At 63.3% G+C, this 16357-nt stretch carries 12 protein-coding genes and 1 pseudogene; 7 read left to right on the forward strand and 6 right to left on the reverse strand.

The genetic code is table 11. The annotated features are described in order from the left end of the window. The 6 genes and pseudogenes from XpruCFBP8353_RS22260 to XpruCFBP8353_RS22285 all read left to right on the forward strand — a co-directional run. A pseudogene (locus XpruCFBP8353_RS22260) lies at window positions 1-1306 on the forward strand (alpha-glucuronidase); the annotation flags it as partial. Next, the gene (locus XpruCFBP8353_RS22265; protein ID WP_101365169.1) at window positions 1303-3273 is read left to right on the forward strand and encodes a sialate O-acetylesterase; all 1971 of its coding nucleotides are present in this window, start codon (window positions 1303-1305) and stop codon (window positions 3271-3273) included. The pseudogene XpruCFBP8353_RS22260 and the gene XpruCFBP8353_RS22265, both read left to right, overlap by 4 nt. A gap of 11 nt (window positions 3274-3284) precedes the next feature. Further along, window positions 3285-4544, forward strand: a complete 1260-nt coding sequence (manD, locus tag XpruCFBP8353_RS22270) for a D-mannonate dehydratase ManD (RefSeq protein ID WP_101365170.1) — start codon at window positions 3285-3287, stop codon at window positions 4542-4544. A 23-nt stretch (window positions 4545-4567) separates the two neighbouring features. Next, window positions 4568-6238 (forward strand): glycoside hydrolase family 43 protein, encoded by a 1671-nt coding sequence (locus tag XpruCFBP8353_RS22275; protein WP_207759706.1) that lies wholly within the window; start codon window positions 4568-4570, stop codon window positions 6236-6238. A gap of 59 nt (window positions 6239-6297) precedes the next feature. Continuing rightward, complete coding sequence (locus XpruCFBP8353_RS22280; RefSeq protein ID WP_207759707.1) at window positions 6298-8949, forward strand: glycoside hydrolase family 3 C-terminal domain-containing protein; 2652 nt, start codon at window positions 6298-6300, stop codon at window positions 8947-8949. A 225-nt stretch (window positions 8950-9174) separates the two neighbouring features. Then, window positions 9175-10647: a mannitol dehydrogenase family protein gene (locus XpruCFBP8353_RS22285; protein ID WP_101365172.1), complete on the forward strand. Its 1473-nt coding sequence runs from the start codon at window positions 9175-9177 to the stop codon at window positions 10645-10647. Between the two features lie 224 nt (window positions 10648-10871). Here the strand turns inward: XpruCFBP8353_RS22285 and XpruCFBP8353_RS22290 are convergent, their stop codons facing one another. From XpruCFBP8353_RS22290 to XpruCFBP8353_RS22300, 4 genes are all read right to left on the reverse strand, one after another. Then, window positions 10872-11261, reverse strand: coding sequence for a bleomycin resistance protein (locus XpruCFBP8353_RS22290; RefSeq protein ID WP_101365173.1), 390 nt, complete (start codon window positions 11259-11261; stop codon window positions 10872-10874). Between the two features lie 25 nt (window positions 11262-11286). Then, window positions 11287-11622 carry a hypothetical protein gene (locus XpruCFBP8353_RS22295; RefSeq protein ID WP_101365174.1) on the reverse strand — a complete coding sequence of 112 codons (336 nt, stop codon included), beginning with the start codon at window positions 11620-11622 and terminating at the stop codon, window positions 11287-11289. 326 nt (window positions 11623-11948) lie between these two features. Next, window positions 11949-12239 (reverse strand): hypothetical protein, encoded by a 291-nt coding sequence (locus XpruCFBP8353_RS23600; RefSeq protein ID WP_133125696.1) that lies wholly within the window; start codon window positions 12237-12239, stop codon window positions 11949-11951. Window positions 12240-12259: 20 nt separating this feature from the next. After that, a complete protein-coding gene (locus XpruCFBP8353_RS22300; protein WP_101365175.1) occupies window positions 12260-12679 on the reverse strand; it encodes a hypothetical protein in 420 nt (139 codons plus the stop codon). 237 nt (window positions 12680-12916) lie between these two features. On the opposite strand from XpruCFBP8353_RS22300, the gene XpruCFBP8353_RS22305 reads away from it, so the two are divergent. Continuing rightward, window positions 12917-13075 (forward strand): DUF2256 domain-containing protein, encoded by a 159-nt coding sequence (locus XpruCFBP8353_RS22305; protein WP_101365176.1) that lies wholly within the window; start codon window positions 12917-12919, stop codon window positions 13073-13075. A 205-nt stretch (window positions 13076-13280) separates the two neighbouring features. Here the strand turns inward: XpruCFBP8353_RS22305 and XpruCFBP8353_RS22310 are convergent, their stop codons facing one another. Further along, window positions 13281-14315, reverse strand: coding sequence for an SMP-30/gluconolactonase/LRE family protein (locus tag XpruCFBP8353_RS22310; RefSeq protein ID WP_101365177.1), 1035 nt, complete (start codon window positions 14313-14315; stop codon window positions 13281-13283). Window positions 14316-14525: 210 nt separating this feature from the next. After that, window positions 14526-15716 carry an endo-1,4-beta-xylanase gene (locus XpruCFBP8353_RS22315; RefSeq protein WP_162301158.1) on the reverse strand — a complete coding sequence of 397 codons (1191 nt, stop codon included), beginning with the start codon at window positions 15714-15716 and terminating at the stop codon, window positions 14526-14528. Window positions 15717-16357 lie beyond the last annotated feature (641 nt).

The raw sequence follows: 16357 nt of genomic DNA on the forward strand, positions 1-16357 counted from the left end.
CGAGATCTACACGCGCATTCCGGATTTCGGCGGGTTCTTGGTGAAGGCCAATTCCGAAGGCCAGCCCGGCCCGCAGGACTATGGACGCAGCCACGCCGACGGCGCGAACCTGCTGGCCGATGCACTGGCCCCGCATGGCGGGGTGGTGATGTGGCGCGCTTTCGTCTATTCGCATGAGCAGCCGGATGACCGCGCCAAGCAGGCGTACAGCGAGTTCGTGCCGTTGGACGGCGCCTTTCGCGACAACGTGATTGTGCAGGTAAAAAACGGTGCCATCGACTTCCAGCCACGCGAGCCGTTTCATCCGTTGTTCGGTGCGATGCGTAAGACGCCATTGATGCCGGAGTTCCAGATCACCAAGGAATATCTGGGGTTTTCCACGCATCTCGCATATCTGGGGACACTGTTTTCCGAAACCTTGCAGGCTGATACCTATAGACGCGGCAAGGGCTCGACTGTGGCGAAGACGGTGGATGGCAGCCTGTTCGCCGATGCCAAACGCGCGCGGCTAACCGGCATTGCCGGCGTGGCCAATATCGGCGTCGATCGCAACTGGAGCGGCTCGATCTTCGATCAAGCCAACTGGTATGCGTACGGGCGGCTGGCGTGGGACCCGCAACTGTCGCCGCACGCCATTGCGCAGGAATGGGCACGCATGACCTTTTCCAACGATCCGGCGGTGGTCGAGCCAGTGGTCGGCATGATGCTGCGTTCGCGCGAGGCGGTGGTGGACTACATGACCCCGCTCGGCCTGCATCACCTGATGGGGCGCGGCCATCATTACGGCCCGGCCCCCTGGGATGCCGGCAGCGAACGTCCGGATTGGGATCCGGTGTATTACCACCGCGCCGACCGCAACGGGATTGGCTTCGACCGCAGCGCCAGCGGCAGCAATGCCATTGCGCAATATGCGCCGCCGGTCGCGCGCGTGTTCGGCGATGTGCAACGCGTGCCCGAGCAGTTGCTGCTGTGGTTCCATCATGTGCCGTGGGAGCACCGCATGGCCTCTGGAAGGCCGCTGTGGGACGAGCTGGTGTGGCGTTACGACCATGGCGTGCATGAGGTGGCTGCGATGCGCACGACCTGGCAGGGCCTGGCTGGCAAGATCGATGCACAGCGCTACCAGCAGGTGTCCGATTTTCTTGCGATCCAGCAGCGTGAGGCGCAGTGGTGGCGCGATGCCAGCATCGCTTATTTTCAGAGTGTGTCGGGTCGCCCGCTGCCTGCAGGCGTGAGCCCGCCGGCGCATCCGCTGGCGTATTACCAGGCACTGACATTTCCATATGCACCGGGGAATCCGAAGTGAGCGCATGTCGCGTAAAGGTATTGATCGGGACGTTATCGGCGTTGTTGCTGCCGCACCTTGCCAGCGCTGCGGATACACCGCTGCTGCATCCCGTTTTTCAGGACCATGCGGTGCTGCAACGCGATGCACCGATCCGCCTGTGGGGCGATGCGGCGCCGGGCACGCGTGTCACCGTGCAACTGGAGACTGCGCAGGTGCAGGCGCGCGCAGACCGGCAAGGGCACTGGGAAGCGCGCCTGCCGGCGCATGCGGCCGGCGGCCCTTACAGCCTGAAAGCCAGCTCTGCCAACGGTGTGGTGCAGCAGATCGATGATGTCCTGATCGGCGATGTCTGGCTGTGCTCGGGGCAATCGAACATGGAACTGCAGGTGCATCGCACGCTGGATTCGCGCAGCGAGATTGCCGATGCCGACCATCCCACCATCCGCATGTTCAAGGTGCCCGCGCAATCCAGCCCAACATTGCAACGCGGTTTCGGTGGCACTGCAACGTGGCAGCGCACCACGCCGGAGACGGTGAAGGATTTTTCGGCCGCGTGTTACTACTTCGCGCGTGAGTTGCAGAAAAGCGTCGATGTACCGATGGGCTTGATCAACGCCTCATGGGGCGGTTCGCAAATGCAGGCCTGGATTGGCGACAAGGCGTTGCGCGCAGCCGGCGACGATGGCCCGGCCCTGGATGTGCTGGCACGCTACGCAACCGACCCGGTCGCGGCTGCACCGCGTTGGGCCGCGCTGTGGGAAACCTGGTGGCATGCGCATGGCGAAGGCGAAGGCGAGCCATGGCAGCCGGATGCTCCCGGCGACTGGCAGAATGCGCCGCCGGCCCTGGGCGCATGGGACGACTGGGGCGTACCGCAACTGGTCGGCTTCAACGGCATGGTCTGGTACCGCACCAGCGTCGAACTGACATCGGCACAGGCCGCCCAGGACGCCACGTTGTTACTGGGGCCGGTGGACGAACTGGACCAGACCTGGGTCAACGGCCGTGGCGTGGGCAGCAGCTATGGCGCCGATCAGCCGCGTCGCTACGCGCTGCCGCGCGGACGGCTGCACGCCGGGCGCAACAGCATCGTGCTCAATGTGCTCAACACCTATCGGCGCGGCGGCTTGCTGGGCGACGCGCAATCGCGCGCACTGCAATTTGCCGATGGCAGCACGCTGGCATTGGACGCGCCCTGGCAATACCGCATCGTGCCGCAGGCGCTGGGCACGCCACCGCGTGCGCCGTGGTCGTCGGCTGCCGGGTTGACCACCTTGTACAACGGCATGATCGCGCCGCTGGGACACCTGGGCCTGCGCGGCGTGTTGTGGTACCAGGGCGAATCCAACACCGGCGATGCGGCGCATTACCCCGCCCTGCTCAGCGCATGGCAGCGCGACTGGCGGCAGCGCTTCGGTGCGCAGCTTCCGTTGCTGGTGGTGCAGCTGGCCAATTACGGCGCACCGCCCACCCAACCGACCGAAAGCGGTTGGGCACAATTGCGTGAGGCGCAGCGGCGCTTCGTCGCTCACGACGCACACGCAGGGTTGGCGGTGGCGATCGATATCGGCGACCGCTACGACATCCATCCGGCCAACAAGCAAGAGCTAGGTCGGCGCCTGGCGCGTGCAGCGCGGCATGTGGTGTATGGCGAAGCGGTTGCTGCATCCGGGCCGGTGCCGCGCAGCGCTCACCGCGAGGGCGAAAGCGTGCGCATCGGCTTCGACGATGTCGACACCACGCTGCTGAGTTATGGCAACGACGCACCGATCGGCTTCGCGCTCTGCGGCGATGCTGCCGGCAGCTGCCGCTATACCAGTGCCACGCCGTCCGGACGCGAGATCAGCCTGCGTATTCCTGCCGGCGTGCAGGCCACGCGGGTGCGCTACTGCTGGGCCGACAGCCCGGTGTGCACCTTGTACGACCGCAGCGGCCTGCCGGCCGGCCCGTTCGAACTTCCCATCACCGCCACACCTTCCCCCTGAGCGAGATCACGATGTCACAGACTTCCGATTCCCCTGCACCGCTGCAAGGCTCCGCCCGCGATCGCGAGATCGTCGAGGCACGCGTCATCGTCACCTGCCCCGGCCGCAATTTCGTCACCTTGAAGATTCGCACGCGCTCGGGCATCACCGGCGTGGGCGATGCCACGCTCAATGGACGCGAATTGGCAGTGGCTGCGTACCTGCAGGAACATCTGGTGCCGAATCTGATCGGCCGCGATGCCGGGCGCATCGAGGACATCTGGCAGTTCTTCTACCGCGGTGCGTACTGGCGGCGCGGGCCGGTGACGATGAGCGCGATTGCCGCAGTCGATGTGGCGTTGTGGGACATCCTTGGCAAGATGGCCGGCATGCCGCTGTATCAGCTGCTCGGTGGACGCTCGCGCGAAGGTGCGCTGGTCTATGGCCATGCCAATGGGCGCGATATCGCCGAAACCAGCGATGAAGTGGGCCGTTTCCGCGAGATGGGCTTCATCGCGATTCGCGCGCAATGCGGCGTACCCGGCATCAAGAAGACCTACGGCATTTCTGTCGGGGGCAAGCCGTACGAACCGGCCGAAAGCGAGCTACCCACCGAAACCGTGTGGTCCACGCCGCGCTATCTCGGCGTGGTGCCCAAGTTGTTCGAGCAGTTGCGCAGCGATCATGGCGATGAGATCGAGCTGCTGCACGACGCGCATCATCGGCTCACGCCGATCGAAGCCGCACGCCTGGGCCGCGATCTGGAGCCGTACCGGCTGTTCTGGTTGGAAGACGCCACCCCGGCAGAAAACCAGCGTGCGTTCGAAATCATTCGCCAGCACACCGTGACGCCACTGGCGGTGGGTGAAGTGTTCAATTCGATCTGGGACTGCAAGCACCTGATCGAGCAGCAACTGATCGATTACATCCGCACCACGATTGTCCACGCCGGCGGTATCACCCATGTCCGCCGGCTGGCCGATTTCGCTGCGCTGCATCAGGTGCGTACCGGCTTCCACGGCGCAACGGATCTGTCGCCGGTCTGCATGGGCGCGGCATTGCACTTCGACACCTGGGTGCCCAATTTCGGCATCCAGGAATACATGTTCCATTCCGACGAAGCCAATGCGGTGTTCCCGCATGACTACATGTTTCGCGACGGTCGCCTGCACTGCGGCGAGACGCCCGGGCATGGCGTGGACATCGACGAAGCGCTTGCAGCGAAGTATCCGTATGTGCCCAAGCAGTTGCCGATTGCGCGACTGGAAGACGGCGCGATGTGGGACTGGTGATGCGTGCGCTCTCCACCACGTGTGTGACGCTGCTGATGGCCTTGGCGGCGCCTGCAAACGCGCAGGCGCAAGCGCCTGCCGACGTCGCCTTCGATTGGTTCGACTACCGCGGCGACGATACGGTCTTCGCCACGCCGCTGCCGGTCGGGCACTACCGCAACCCGGTGCTGGCCGGGTTCTATCCCGACCCCAGCGTGACGCGTGTGGGCGAGCGCTATTACCTGGTCAATTCGACGTTTACGTACTTCCCGGCGATCCCGGTGTTCGAGAGCACCGATCTGGTGCACTGGACGCAGATCGGCAACGTGGTCGAACGCCGCGAGCAACTCGATTACGACGGGCTGCGCATGTCGCGCGGCATGTACGCCGCCAGCATCCGCCATCATGACGGGCGCTTTTACGTGGTGGGTACCTCGGTCGACAGCGGCGGCAACTTCATCGCCAGTGCCAGCAATCCGGCAGGTCCGTGGTCGGCACTGACGTGGCTGCCGAGCATCGATGGCATCGACCCGTCATTGTTCTTCGACACCGAGGGCAGCGCCTATCTGCTCAACAACGGCCCACCGGAAGGCACGCCGTTGTACGACGGGCATCGCGCGATCTGGATGCAGCGCTTCGATATCGCGAAGAATGCGCCGGTCGGCCCGCGCAAGGTGTTGCTCAACGGTGGCGTGGATCTGGCCACCAAGCCGATCTGGATCGAAGGCCCGCACCTGTATCAGCGCGACGGGTGGTACTACCTCTCGTGCGCCGAGGGCGGCACCGGGCCGCAGCATTCGCAAGTGGTGTTGCGTAGCCGCAACGTGTGGGGCCCGTATGCACCCGCGCCGAACAACCCCATCCTGACCCAACGCGACCTGCCGGCCGAGCGCACGCACCCGATCAGCAATGCAGGCCACGTGGATCTGGTCGACACACCCGATGGGCAGTGGTGGGCGGTGTTTCTCGCAAGCCGTCCGTATAGCGGCGATCGCTACAATACCGGGCGCGAAACGTTTTTGTTGCCGGTGCAATGGCGCGATGGCTGGCCATCGATCTTGCCGGCGGGAAAGCCAATCCCCTACATCGCCAAGGCACCCGCTGGCATGCAAGCAGGTGCCGTGCAGGCGCCGTTGTCTGGCAACTTCGTCTGGCATGACGACTTCGACCAAGCCATCCTGCAGCGCGAGTGGCTGACCGTGCGCGTGCCCAAGCACGACGTGGCCGACCTGCGCACGCGTGCAGGCTGGTTGACGCTGCATGCCGACGTACAGGGGCTGGACAGCACCAGCACACCGGCGTTTCTCGCGCGCCGCCAGCAACACATGCGTTTCACCGCCAGCACCGCACTGGAGGTGCCGACGCAAGCTGGCGTGCGTGCGGGATTGGCCGCATTTCAGAATTCCAATGCCTGGTACGCACTCGGCGCTCGCCGCGATGGCGACGCGGTACAGATATTTCTGGAAAAGCGCGATGGCGCAACCACCACCACGCTGGCGCAGGCGCGCATCCCGGCAATTGCACAGGTGCGGCTGCAAATCAGCGGCGATGGCGGAGCGTATAGCTTCGCCTTCGATGCCGATGGCCGCGGCTGGCAGTCGCTACGTCGCAACGACGATGCCGGCTTTCTCAGCACCGCACAGGCCGGCGGCTTCGTCGGCAGCATGATCGGGCCTTTCGCCCAATCGCACCCCGACCGCCCTTCACAGGACTGACCATGCCTTCGCATCCGCCCGCCCCGTTTCGTTCGCTCGCGCACGGTGTCCTGCTCGCACTGGGGTACGCGGTGGGCACTGCCCATGCCGCAACACCGCCGCCGTATCTGGATACCCAACGCAGTTTCGAACAACGCGCCGCCGATCTGGTGTCGCGTATGACGCTGGAAGAAAAGGCCGCGCAGATGCAGAACGCTGCGCCGGCGATTCCGCGCCTGGGGGTGCCTGCCTACGATTGGTGGAACGAGGCGCTGCATGGCGTAGCGCGCGCCGGCGGCGCGACGGTCTTCCCGCAGGCGATCGGCATGGCCGCCACCTTCGACCTGCCGCTGATGCACGAGGTCGCCACCGCGATCAGCGATGAGGCACGTGCCAAGCACCATCAGTTTCTGCGCCAGAACCAGCACGCGCGCTATCAAGGGCTGACCTTCTGGTCGCCGAACATCAATATCTTTCGCGATCCACGCTGGGGTCGCGGGCAGGAAACCTACGGCGAGGATCCCTTCCTCACCGCGCGCATGGGTGTGACCTTCGTGCAAGGCTTGCAGGGCGAAGGCGCCGACGCACCGAAGAACGCCCAGGGCGAGAGCTACCGCAAGCTCGATGCCACTGCCAAGCATTTCGCTGTGCACAGCGGGCCGGAAGCCGATCGTCACCACTTCGATGCGCGTCCCTCCCAGCGCGACCTGTACGAGACCTACCTGCCGGCGTTCGAAGCACTGGTCAAGGACGGCAAGGTAGACGCGGTGATGGGCGCCTACAACCGCGTGTATGGCGAGTCGGCCAGCGCCAGCAAGTTCCTGCTGCAGGATGTCCTGCGCCAGCAATGGGGCTTCAGGGGCTACGTCGTCTCCGACTGCTGGGCGATCGTGGATATCTGGAAGCACCACAAGATTGTCGCCACCCGCGAACAAGCCGCCGCGCTGGCGGTCAAGCACGGCACCGAGCTGGAATGCGGTGAGGAGTACTCCACCCTGCCGGCGGCCGTCCACCAAGGCCTGATCGACGAAGCGCAGATCGATACCTCCCTGCAGACCTTGATGACCGCACGCATGCGCCTGGGCATGTTCGATCCGCCAGGGCAGTTGCCTTGGTCGACGATTCCCGCCTCGGCTAATCAATCGCCTGCGCACGATGCGCTGGCGCGACGCACCGCGCGCGAATCGCTGGTGCTACTGAAGAACGATGGCCTGCTGCCGTTGTCGCGGACCAAGCTCAAACGCATCGCGGTGATCGGCCCGACCGCCGACGACACCATGGCACTGCTCGGCAATTACTACGGTACGCCAGCCGCGCCGGTCACCGTGTTGCAAGGCATCCGAGCCGCGGCCCCGAATGCGCAGGTGTTGTACGCGCGCGGCGCCGATCTGGTCGAGGGGCGCGATGACCCCGCCGCCACCCCGCTGATCGAACCACAATACCTGCGGCCATCGGCCAACTCGCCCGAGCGCGGTTTGCGTGGCGAGTACTTTCGCAATCGCGAGCTGTCCGGCACGCCGGCCTTGGTGCGCGTGGATGCACAGATCGGCTTCACGTGGGACCGCGGCTCGCCGACCGACAATCTGCTGGCGCGCGGCGAAGCCGGTCCGAGCGAGGCGGTGCCGGCCGATAACTTCAGCATCCGCTGGAGCGGTCAGCTGGTGCCACCGACCACCGGCACCTACCACCTGGAAGCGGCGGCCGACGATGGCGTGCGCCTGTACCTAGATGGCAAGCCGGTGATCGACCGCTGGAGCACCAGCGACCGCCTGCACGCCGACGGCGTCGATGTGCAGCTGCAGGCCGGCCGCACCTACGACCTGCGCCTGGAATACTTCGAAGGCGAACGTGATGCCGCCGTACGCCTGGCCTGGCGCCAACCTGGCGCCAAGCCACCGTTGCAGGAAGCGCTGGACGTTGCCCGCAGCGCCGACGTGGTGGTCTTCGTCGGCGGCCTGACCGGCGATGTCGAAGGCGAGGAGATGAAGGTGAACTATCCCGGCTTTGCCGGCGGCGACCGCACCGACCTGCGCCTGCCCAAGCCGCAGCGCGAACTGCTCGAAGCCTTGCAGGCCACCGGCAAGCCGGTCGTGGCGGTGCTGACTGCCGGCTCGGCACTGGCCATCGATTGGGCGCAACAACACGTGCCCGCCATCCTGCTGGCCTGGTATCCCGGTCAGCGCGGCGGCACTGCGGTGGCCGACACCCTGTTCGGCGATGCAAATCCTGGCGGGCGGCTACCGGTGACGTTCTACAAGGAAAGCGAAACCCTGCCGGCGTTCGACGACTACGCCATGCATGGCCGCACCTACCGCTACTTCGGCGGCACGCCGCTCTATCCATTCGGTCACGGCCTGTCGTACACGCAGTTCGCGTATTCCGACCTGCGCCTGGACCGCAATACCGTGGGCGCCGACGGTTCGCTCACGGCCACGGTCACAGTGAAGAACACCGGCCAACGCGCAGGCGATGATGTGGTGCAGCTGTATCTGCATCCGCTCACGCCGCAACGCGAACGCGCAGGCAAAGAGCTGCGTGGCTTTCAACGCGTCGCCCTGCAACCGGGCGAACAACGCGAGCTGCGCTTCACCATCAACGCAAAGGATGCACTGCGCATCTACGACGAGCAGCGCAAGGCGTACGCGGTGGATCCTGGCGCATACGAGGTTCAGATCGGCGCTTCCAGCGCAGATATCCGCGCCAAGCAGCGCTTCACGGTGACTGACAGGTAGCAGCCGTTGATACGCTCGCCATGCGGCCGTGGGCAAAGAATCCCTTCGGCCGCGACTGCCGTAAAGCCCCTTTCTCTCGGGGCGGAGAGGCTCCGCTTGCGCGCGATTGGCGTGCGCGCCTTGGAGCGCCAGCGTCGCAAGACGCGGGCCTGGGCGCGGAGCGGGGTTGGCACGCGGCGACGGGGACCGAGAGACCTTGCAGCACATCCTTCGAATTGAACACTTATGTCAATCACACGACTCTCCACCACGACCCTCGCCCAGCGACACAGCGCCGTCCTGACGCCCAACTACAATCGCGAACACACACGTATCGGCATCGTGCATCTCGGCGTAGGCGCCTTTCATCGCGCCCATCAGGCCGTCTACATCGACGACCTGCTTGCCGAAGACCCGAACTGGGCGATCAGCGCCGTCTCGCTGCATAGTCGGCAGGTGCGCGATGCCTTGCATCCACAGGATGACCTTTACACCCTCGTCCTGCTCGACGAACACCCGCAACTGCGGGTCATCGGTGCCATCCGCGAAGTCCTCTGCGCCGCCGACGAGCAAACAGCCGTGCTCGCGCGGCTTGCCGATCCTGGGGTGCGCCTGGTTACGCTCACCGTCACCGAGAAAGGCTATTGCCTGGCCGGCGACACGCTTGACCTCACGCATCCCGACATTGCGCACGACATCGCCAACCCCACAAGCCCACGCAGTGCCATCGGCTATCTGGTTGCAGGGCTGCAGCAGCGCATGCACGACGGCACCGCGCCGTTCACCGCGCTCAGCTGCGACAACCTGACCGACAACGGCACGCTGCTACAGCGTGCCGTTGTGCGACTTGCAGAACAGACAGACCTCGCGCTCGCGGAGTGGATTGCGCAGCACGCCACTTTCCCGCGCTCCATGGTCGACAGCATCACGCCCGCCACCGATGACGCGCTGCGCACGCGCGTACACGATCAGCTCGGCGTGCACGATGCATGGCCCATTCAGCGCGAGCGCTACAGCCAGTGGGTGATCGAAGATCGCTTCTGCAACGGCCGCCCTGCATTCGAACGCGCGGGCGTCACCCTGAGCGGAGATATCGCCGGCTACGCGCGCGCCAAGCTCCGCCTGCTCAATGCGCCGCACTCCGCGCTGGCGTATCTCGGCAGTCTGCTGCAGCTGGAGACGGTGGCCGACGCCATGCGGCACACCGCACTTGCTGCGTTCGTCGAAACGCTGATGCGTGCGGAGATCGCCCCCACCCTACAGCCCATGGAAGGCTTTGATGCGCAACGTTACAGCAATGCCATCCTTGCCCGTTTTCGCAATCCCGCCATCCGCCACCTGCTCGCCCAGATCGCCTGGGACGGATCGCAAAAAATTCCGGTGCGACTGCTCGGCACGATCGGTGATGCCCTCACTGCCGGCCAACCGATCCAGCGCCTATGCCTGGCGGTTGCCGCGTGGCTACACTTCATCCGCAGGCGGGCACATGACGGCGTAGCACTGGTCGATCCGTTGAATGACGTTCTCAGTGCGCTTGGACGCACAACCACTGGCGAGGCGAGTCATGACGTCGCTGCGTTTTTGACGCTGGATGCGGTGTTCGGATCGTTGTCCGCAGACACGCGCTTTGCTGCCTGCGTGCAGACGGCTTATGCGGCGCTGGGCGCTGCCACCCCGACTGACGTGACAAAGGCACTTGGATCGATGCGTGAGGTGTAAGGCAGCGCAGAAAACGATGTGACTACGACACCGTCGACGCGCCGTTCGCTGCATCGAATAGAAGCCGTGAAGTCTGGTCTGTTGCAGGCACTGTGGCATTCACGTGTCCGCAGCACCCGGGTGTGAGCGACGCGCGCAGATGACATGATGTATCGCAAGGCACTGCAGCGCGTTGGCTGCAATGGCGCGAGTCCGCGCAACACTCACCTGCGCATGCAACTGCATCACCCGGACGCGATCACCTGCCCAATCCGCAGCAGATTGCCGCTCTCATCCACAAGCGCGAACTCACGCATGCCCCAGGGCTTGTCGCCGACCGGATCGAGCCGTGGAATTCCTCGCTCAGGCAGCGCGGCGATCTTCATCGCTGCGTGGAGGGCATCCACATCGCCTACCCGGATGTAACAACCCGCATAACAGTCGGCAGGATCCAGGTCCGGATGCGCGAAAAAGTGCAGCTCCACATCGCCACGTCGCAGAATTGCGTAACCGGCATCGTGCGGATGTGCATCGCCGACAAAGCCGAGTCGCCGATAGAACGCCACCGTCTGCGCGATCGACCGACTCGGCAGGGTTGGGATGGTTCTCGGGTCTACGTTGATGCTGGTTTCCATCGCCAAGCTCCGAGGTGTCTAAGCTTCACTGTCGCACGCTGGCGACGACAGTTGCACAACCAGTTTGTCTGACATACCAACTCAGTTGGCGCAGATAGCCGCCAATGCAGCAGCTGAAAGCGTAACCCAACGCAAGCGCCAGCTTACCGCCCCACCGTATGCAACTCTGGCGGCAACCAGGCATCAGCCTACCCAGCACCACCGCACCCAACTGGCCTGCCAGCGCATAAGCAAATACATCCAGACCCAGCGTATCCAGCACTGGCACCAGCGATGCGAGTTCCGGATTCGAGGCGATACATGCAACGACCACCGCGGTCAGCGCGAAGAGTAGCTTGCGGTTCCACTTGATTCGCCACATTTGAATCTTCCCTTAGAGTTGCAGCTTCGTCACCACCTAAGCCCTTAGGATTTGGGAGCTGGCGGTCCGATCATAGAGCTCATTGCACGTGCGTGTCTTGAATCGAACTTCCACGCATTTAGGAACAGCGATCATCACGGCAGACAGCAATTGAGCATGGTGCACGCAAGTAAAATCCTTACTGCCCAGTACCAGGCACCACCGTAAAATTCGAGCGCTCCCATGGTACCAAGCACGACTACATTTCTTAGGCATAACCAGGTCGCTCTGGCTTTTATCATTGATGAACTTGCCGCCCCTTCTTTCGCTGCATCCCCTTCATAACTTTAAAACTTTGCCCTGTCTATGTGGCGAGCAACCGAAAACTTAATGAAAAATAATACCGCCACAGGCGGAATCAAACATGCCACACCATAAACCCATGGATTCTTGCCCATTTCTTTTGCCGCTCTTGACATGAACCATGCAACCACAGGCATCATCGCCCAAAGGACTAAAGTTGGCGTGCCATCATGGTAGCCGTTTTCTTCAAGAATCAATGCGACGAGAACGGACCCCATTAGCCCAGATAGAAAAGAGAACCCAGCTCGACCAAGGTTTTTATTAGAATTCTGCATTGCTTTAGATACCAATTCTTTTATCTGATTGCTTTTTGATGAACATCACGATTTTTTGCCATACGCATCAACACCACGATCAGCAGTGCCAGAAAGCTTAACTCCCAAACGTAGAAGGCCGCGCCTACCCGGTCGATTATCACTTCGTGCCCGGCTTCGTTCTTCAGATAGCGCGTGGCACGAAAGGTATCCATGCCGATCAGACATGCCGAAAGAAGCAAGCCCAATGTTGTTCTATAGGATTTGAAGAAGTAACAGAGCCACGCACCGAAAAACAGCAGATTGCTCAGCCAAGCGAAGCACTGGCCGTCGAACACCTGGATCCAGCCGAACATGAGCAGGACGACACCGCTCACTTGCTCTGCACCACCCTGCAATGCAGGGAGACAGAGTGCGGCAATGTACAGAAGCGCCGACACGACCAGCAGAAATACTTTCACGAACGTCCTTGTTTGAGAGGGTGAGCGTGTCCGCGTAGTGCATCCCGATGTCGGGGACCTGTCGCCAAATCGCTTCCTGCGAACTATAACAAAGCACGTGCACTTGCATCCCAACGTCATCTACCACCGTGGCCCGGGCCGTTGCCTGTATGAAGTCCGAGACGGATTTCCGCATTAAACGACGCCATGACATGCTTGCGCTCCGTTCACCGACACATGCTTCAGATCCTTCGACCTATGGCGATGCGCAAAAAGCAGGATCTCCCGGAGAAGGTCTGCGTGCAATGCGGGCGGCCGTTTCGTTGGCGCAAGAAGTGGGAGCGTGTGTGGGATGAGGTGAAGTACTGCTCGGACCGATGCCGGGGCGACAGCAAGCGTCACGGCTCCACACCTTAGTCGGCACTCCCTCAGAGCAGACCGGGTGCCTACACGTCACTGGCGTGTGTGCTGCGCTCCTGTGAGCGCAGCATGTACTGTCCAACGCGCTGCGACGGTGCGGCCTGCGACGAAACGACGACAGACCAATCAAATGCAAGCGCCGCTAGACGCCTGGTAGTTTCACAGCGAAGGCAAGGCGATGCCGCCGCATCGCCGCGATCATCTAACGCACGAACTGCAACCCCATCGACTTCACGCGCACACGCGTCAGCATCGCGTGCGACGTCATGTAGAGCGTGTGACCATCATTGCCGAAGGCACAGTTGGACACGGCATCGCCGGTGGCGATGCGGCCCAGTCGCTGTCCGGCGGGATTGAACACGATCACGCCGCCGGGGCCGGTGGCAAACAGGATGCCGTCGGCGGCCACGGCCATCCCGTCAGGCAGACCAGGCACATCCTTGGCAATCAGGTCGGACGCGTCGGCAAACACGCGCTTACCGGTGACGGCGCCCTGCGCATCGAGTGCGTACGCCATCCAGATCGGGCGTTGCGGATCGGAATTGGACACGTACAAGGTGCGCGCATCCGGCGACAATGCGATGCCGTTGGGAAAGCTCAGACTATCGTCCAGCAGATGCACGCTGCCATCGGTGTCCAGTCGATAGACGCCGTTGAAGCGCAACTCCTTGATCGGGGACTTATCCAGATCCTTCAGCCCGTACGGCGGATCGGTGAAAAACACCACGCCGTCATTACGACGCACGACATCGTTAGGGCTGTTGAAACGATGGCCTTCGAAAGCGGTCGCAAGCGGTGTCTTCTTACGCGTGACCGGGTCGAGCCTGGCCAAGATGCGCGTGCCGGAATCGGCCAGCAGCACGGTGCCGCTGGGCTCGGCGTACAGCCCATTGGCGCCGGCTTCGCGCAGCGTGGGCAGCTCCGGGCCGGTGTAGCCTGAGGGCGACAGCAGGACCGAGAGGCCAGCCGCTTCGGACCAGCGATACAGCTTGTTCTCCGGCACATCGGTGAACAACAGATAGCCGCCGTTGCGCACCCATGCCGGGCCTTCGGACCAGGTAAAGCCTTCGGTGAGCTTCTCGATGCGCGCATCGCTTGCGACCACATCACTGAAGCTGCGATCGAATGTCTGCAGCTGGCCAATGGCCGGAAACCGCGGCGTCGGTGGGATCTGCCTAGTGCATGCAAGCACCGCCAGCAACGGCACGATCAACAACAGATAAGGCGGCAAGCGCATCGGTCAGTCCTGTCTCAGGGTTGGCGCATGATGCCATCATGCGTGCGCGAGCTATTGCGTAGCCCGGCTATCAATACGTAGCGCGCGGTCATCAGGCGCGTGGATGGCGCGCAGAAAGCGCAGTATCGCGTGACATCCGCCGAGCAGCGGCCGCGCTCGCCTGGCGGTAAGCACGGTTGTAACGCGAGTTCCTCTGAGGCGTCGCGAACGCTAGCGTGCGCCAGCGGCCGTGGGCACCGCCAGCACCGCATCCAACGCCGGTTTGGGCTGATGATTGCGATCGAACAGCAGTGGATAGTTGGTGCGGCCAGGTACCGGATAATCGTTCTTCCATGACATGCCGTCGCTCACGCCCCACACGCTGACGCGCGCGAGTTTGTCGCGCTTGCGCCAGAACAGCGCGAACAGTTCGGCGTAACGGTCGCGCAGCTGCGCCTGCACATCGGCAGGCAAGCCATCGCGATACGGATCGAGAAAGCGCTTGAATTCCGGCAGTTGAAACTGCTTGTGCGCCATGCCGGTGCCGATCACCTGGCCCTCTTTGGTGAGCGGCAACACGTCGATGTCCAGCTCGGTGATCATGACCTTGATGCCGAGTGCGGCGTAGGCATCGATCGCGTCTTCGATATCGCGCAGGCTCGGGTAATCCAGCCCCCAATGGCCTTGCATGCCCACGCCATCAATGCGGACACCAGCCTGCTGCAGCATCTTGACCATGCGCACGATGCCATCGCGCTTGGCAGGCCGCCAGGCATTGAAGTCGTTGTAGTAGAGCTGCGCATCCGGCGCATAGCGCTGCGCGAACGTGAAGGCGTTGCGGACCACGGTGTCACCATCGCCAACGCGCTGCACCCAATTGGTTGAACGGTAACTGCCATCTTCGTCGATGATTTCGTTGACCACATCCCAGGCCTGCACCTTGCCGGTGTAGCGCCCGGCCACCGCTTGGATATGTGCGCGCATGCGCTCTACCTGCTGTGCCGGCGTATTGGGCTGACCGTCGGCGGCAGTGAAAAACCAATCCGGCGTCTGGTTGTGCCAGACCAGGGGGTGACCCACCACAAACATGTGCTGCGCACGCGCGAAATCAACGAAGGCATCTGCGGACGTGAAGTCGAGTACGCCACGACGCGGCGCTACCACTTCGGCCTTCATGACGTTCTCGGGCGTGAGCGCATTGAAGTGGCATGCGACCAAGGCCGCGGACGCGGCATCGTGGGCGGAGACGATCTCGGTATTGACGGCCGTGCCGATCAGGAACGCATCTGCATACGCCTGCCTGAGCGTCTGCTTCGGACAGGGCGCGGTGGCGACCGGCGACGACGGCGCAGCGCTGGCGATCGCGCTGTTGCCCACCATGCCGGCCAGCAACAAGAAGGACAACCGATGACGTGCGGACATGGCGGCAGCTCGATGAGGAAAGGGAGGGCAGACCTGGCCGGAACGCAGGGCGACGCGCGAGTGCAGCGTGCGTCTGCGGGGGATGCGCAAGGTCATGGCACAGTCCGCCTACGGCAGGCGATGGCGGTGATGCAGCATAGCCGCTTCCGTTTCACACGGCAGCGCCGACCCGCATCGACGCGCAGGATCACGGAACGTCCGTGGTGGCGTCGATCATCGCGGACAGTTTGCGCATCGGCGGCAATCGCATCCGTCCGCACGCCTGCATGGTCAGCGCGCATCAACTGCGGCAGCGCCTGGGCGCTATCGACAGCGCAGGCGCAACATCGAGTGATACAGAACGGGCGTTGCCAACACCACTGCCCGCACCCACACGGCTTGCCGGATTGTGCGTGCAAGGACTTGCTTGGTGCGAAAGGCTTATGCGGCGACGCAGCACTCAAAGTGGTGTAGTTGCGTGCGGTCAGGATGTTCTGCTCGAACGTTTCAACGACGTTGCCCAGGCAAGTCGGGGCATTGCGTGTCCGCCAACGCACGCCGGAGGCAGGTGCAGCGACGGAATCCCTAGAACAACAAACGCCCGGGAAGGCCAGCGCCTTCCCGGGCGTTATGCAGGCATCAGTTGCTTTGGGTGAAGGCGA

Origin of the sequence: Xanthomonas prunicola (assembly GCF_002846205.1) — a bacterium.
GTDB lineage: Bacteria > Pseudomonadota > Gammaproteobacteria > Xanthomonadales > Xanthomonadaceae > Xanthomonas > Xanthomonas prunicola.

Excerpts from the sequence above, each read along its gene's own strand:
- XpruCFBP8353_RS22290 (WP_101365173.1), bottom strand. The coding sequence starts at position 11,261 with ATGGAAACCAGCATCAACGTAGACCCGAGAACCATCCCAACCCTGCCG.
- XpruCFBP8353_RS23600 (WP_133125696.1), bottom strand. The coding sequence starts at position 12,239 with ATGCAGAATTCTAATAAAAACCTTGGTCGAGCTGGGTTCTCTTTTCTA.
- XpruCFBP8353_RS22285 (WP_101365172.1), top strand. The coding sequence starts at position 9,175 with ATGTCAATCACACGACTCTCCACCACGACCCTCGCCCAGCGACACAGC.
- XpruCFBP8353_RS22310 (WP_101365177.1), bottom strand. The coding sequence starts at position 14,315 with ATGCGCTTGCCGCCTTATCTGTTGTTGATCGTGCCGTTGCTGGCGGTG.
- XpruCFBP8353_RS22315 (WP_162301158.1), bottom strand. The coding sequence starts at position 15,716 with ATGTCCGCACGTCATCGGTTGTCCTTCTTGTTGCTGGCCGGCATGGTG.
- manD (WP_101365170.1), top strand. The coding sequence starts at position 3,285 with ATGTCACAGACTTCCGATTCCCCTGCACCGCTGCAAGGCTCCGCCCGC.
- XpruCFBP8353_RS22305 (WP_101365176.1), top strand. The coding sequence starts at position 12,917 with ATGGCGATGCGCAAAAAGCAGGATCTCCCGGAGAAGGTCTGCGTGCAA.
- XpruCFBP8353_RS22295 (WP_101365174.1), bottom strand. The coding sequence starts at position 11,622 with ATGTGGCGAATCAAGTGGAACCGCAAGCTACTCTTCGCGCTGACCGCG.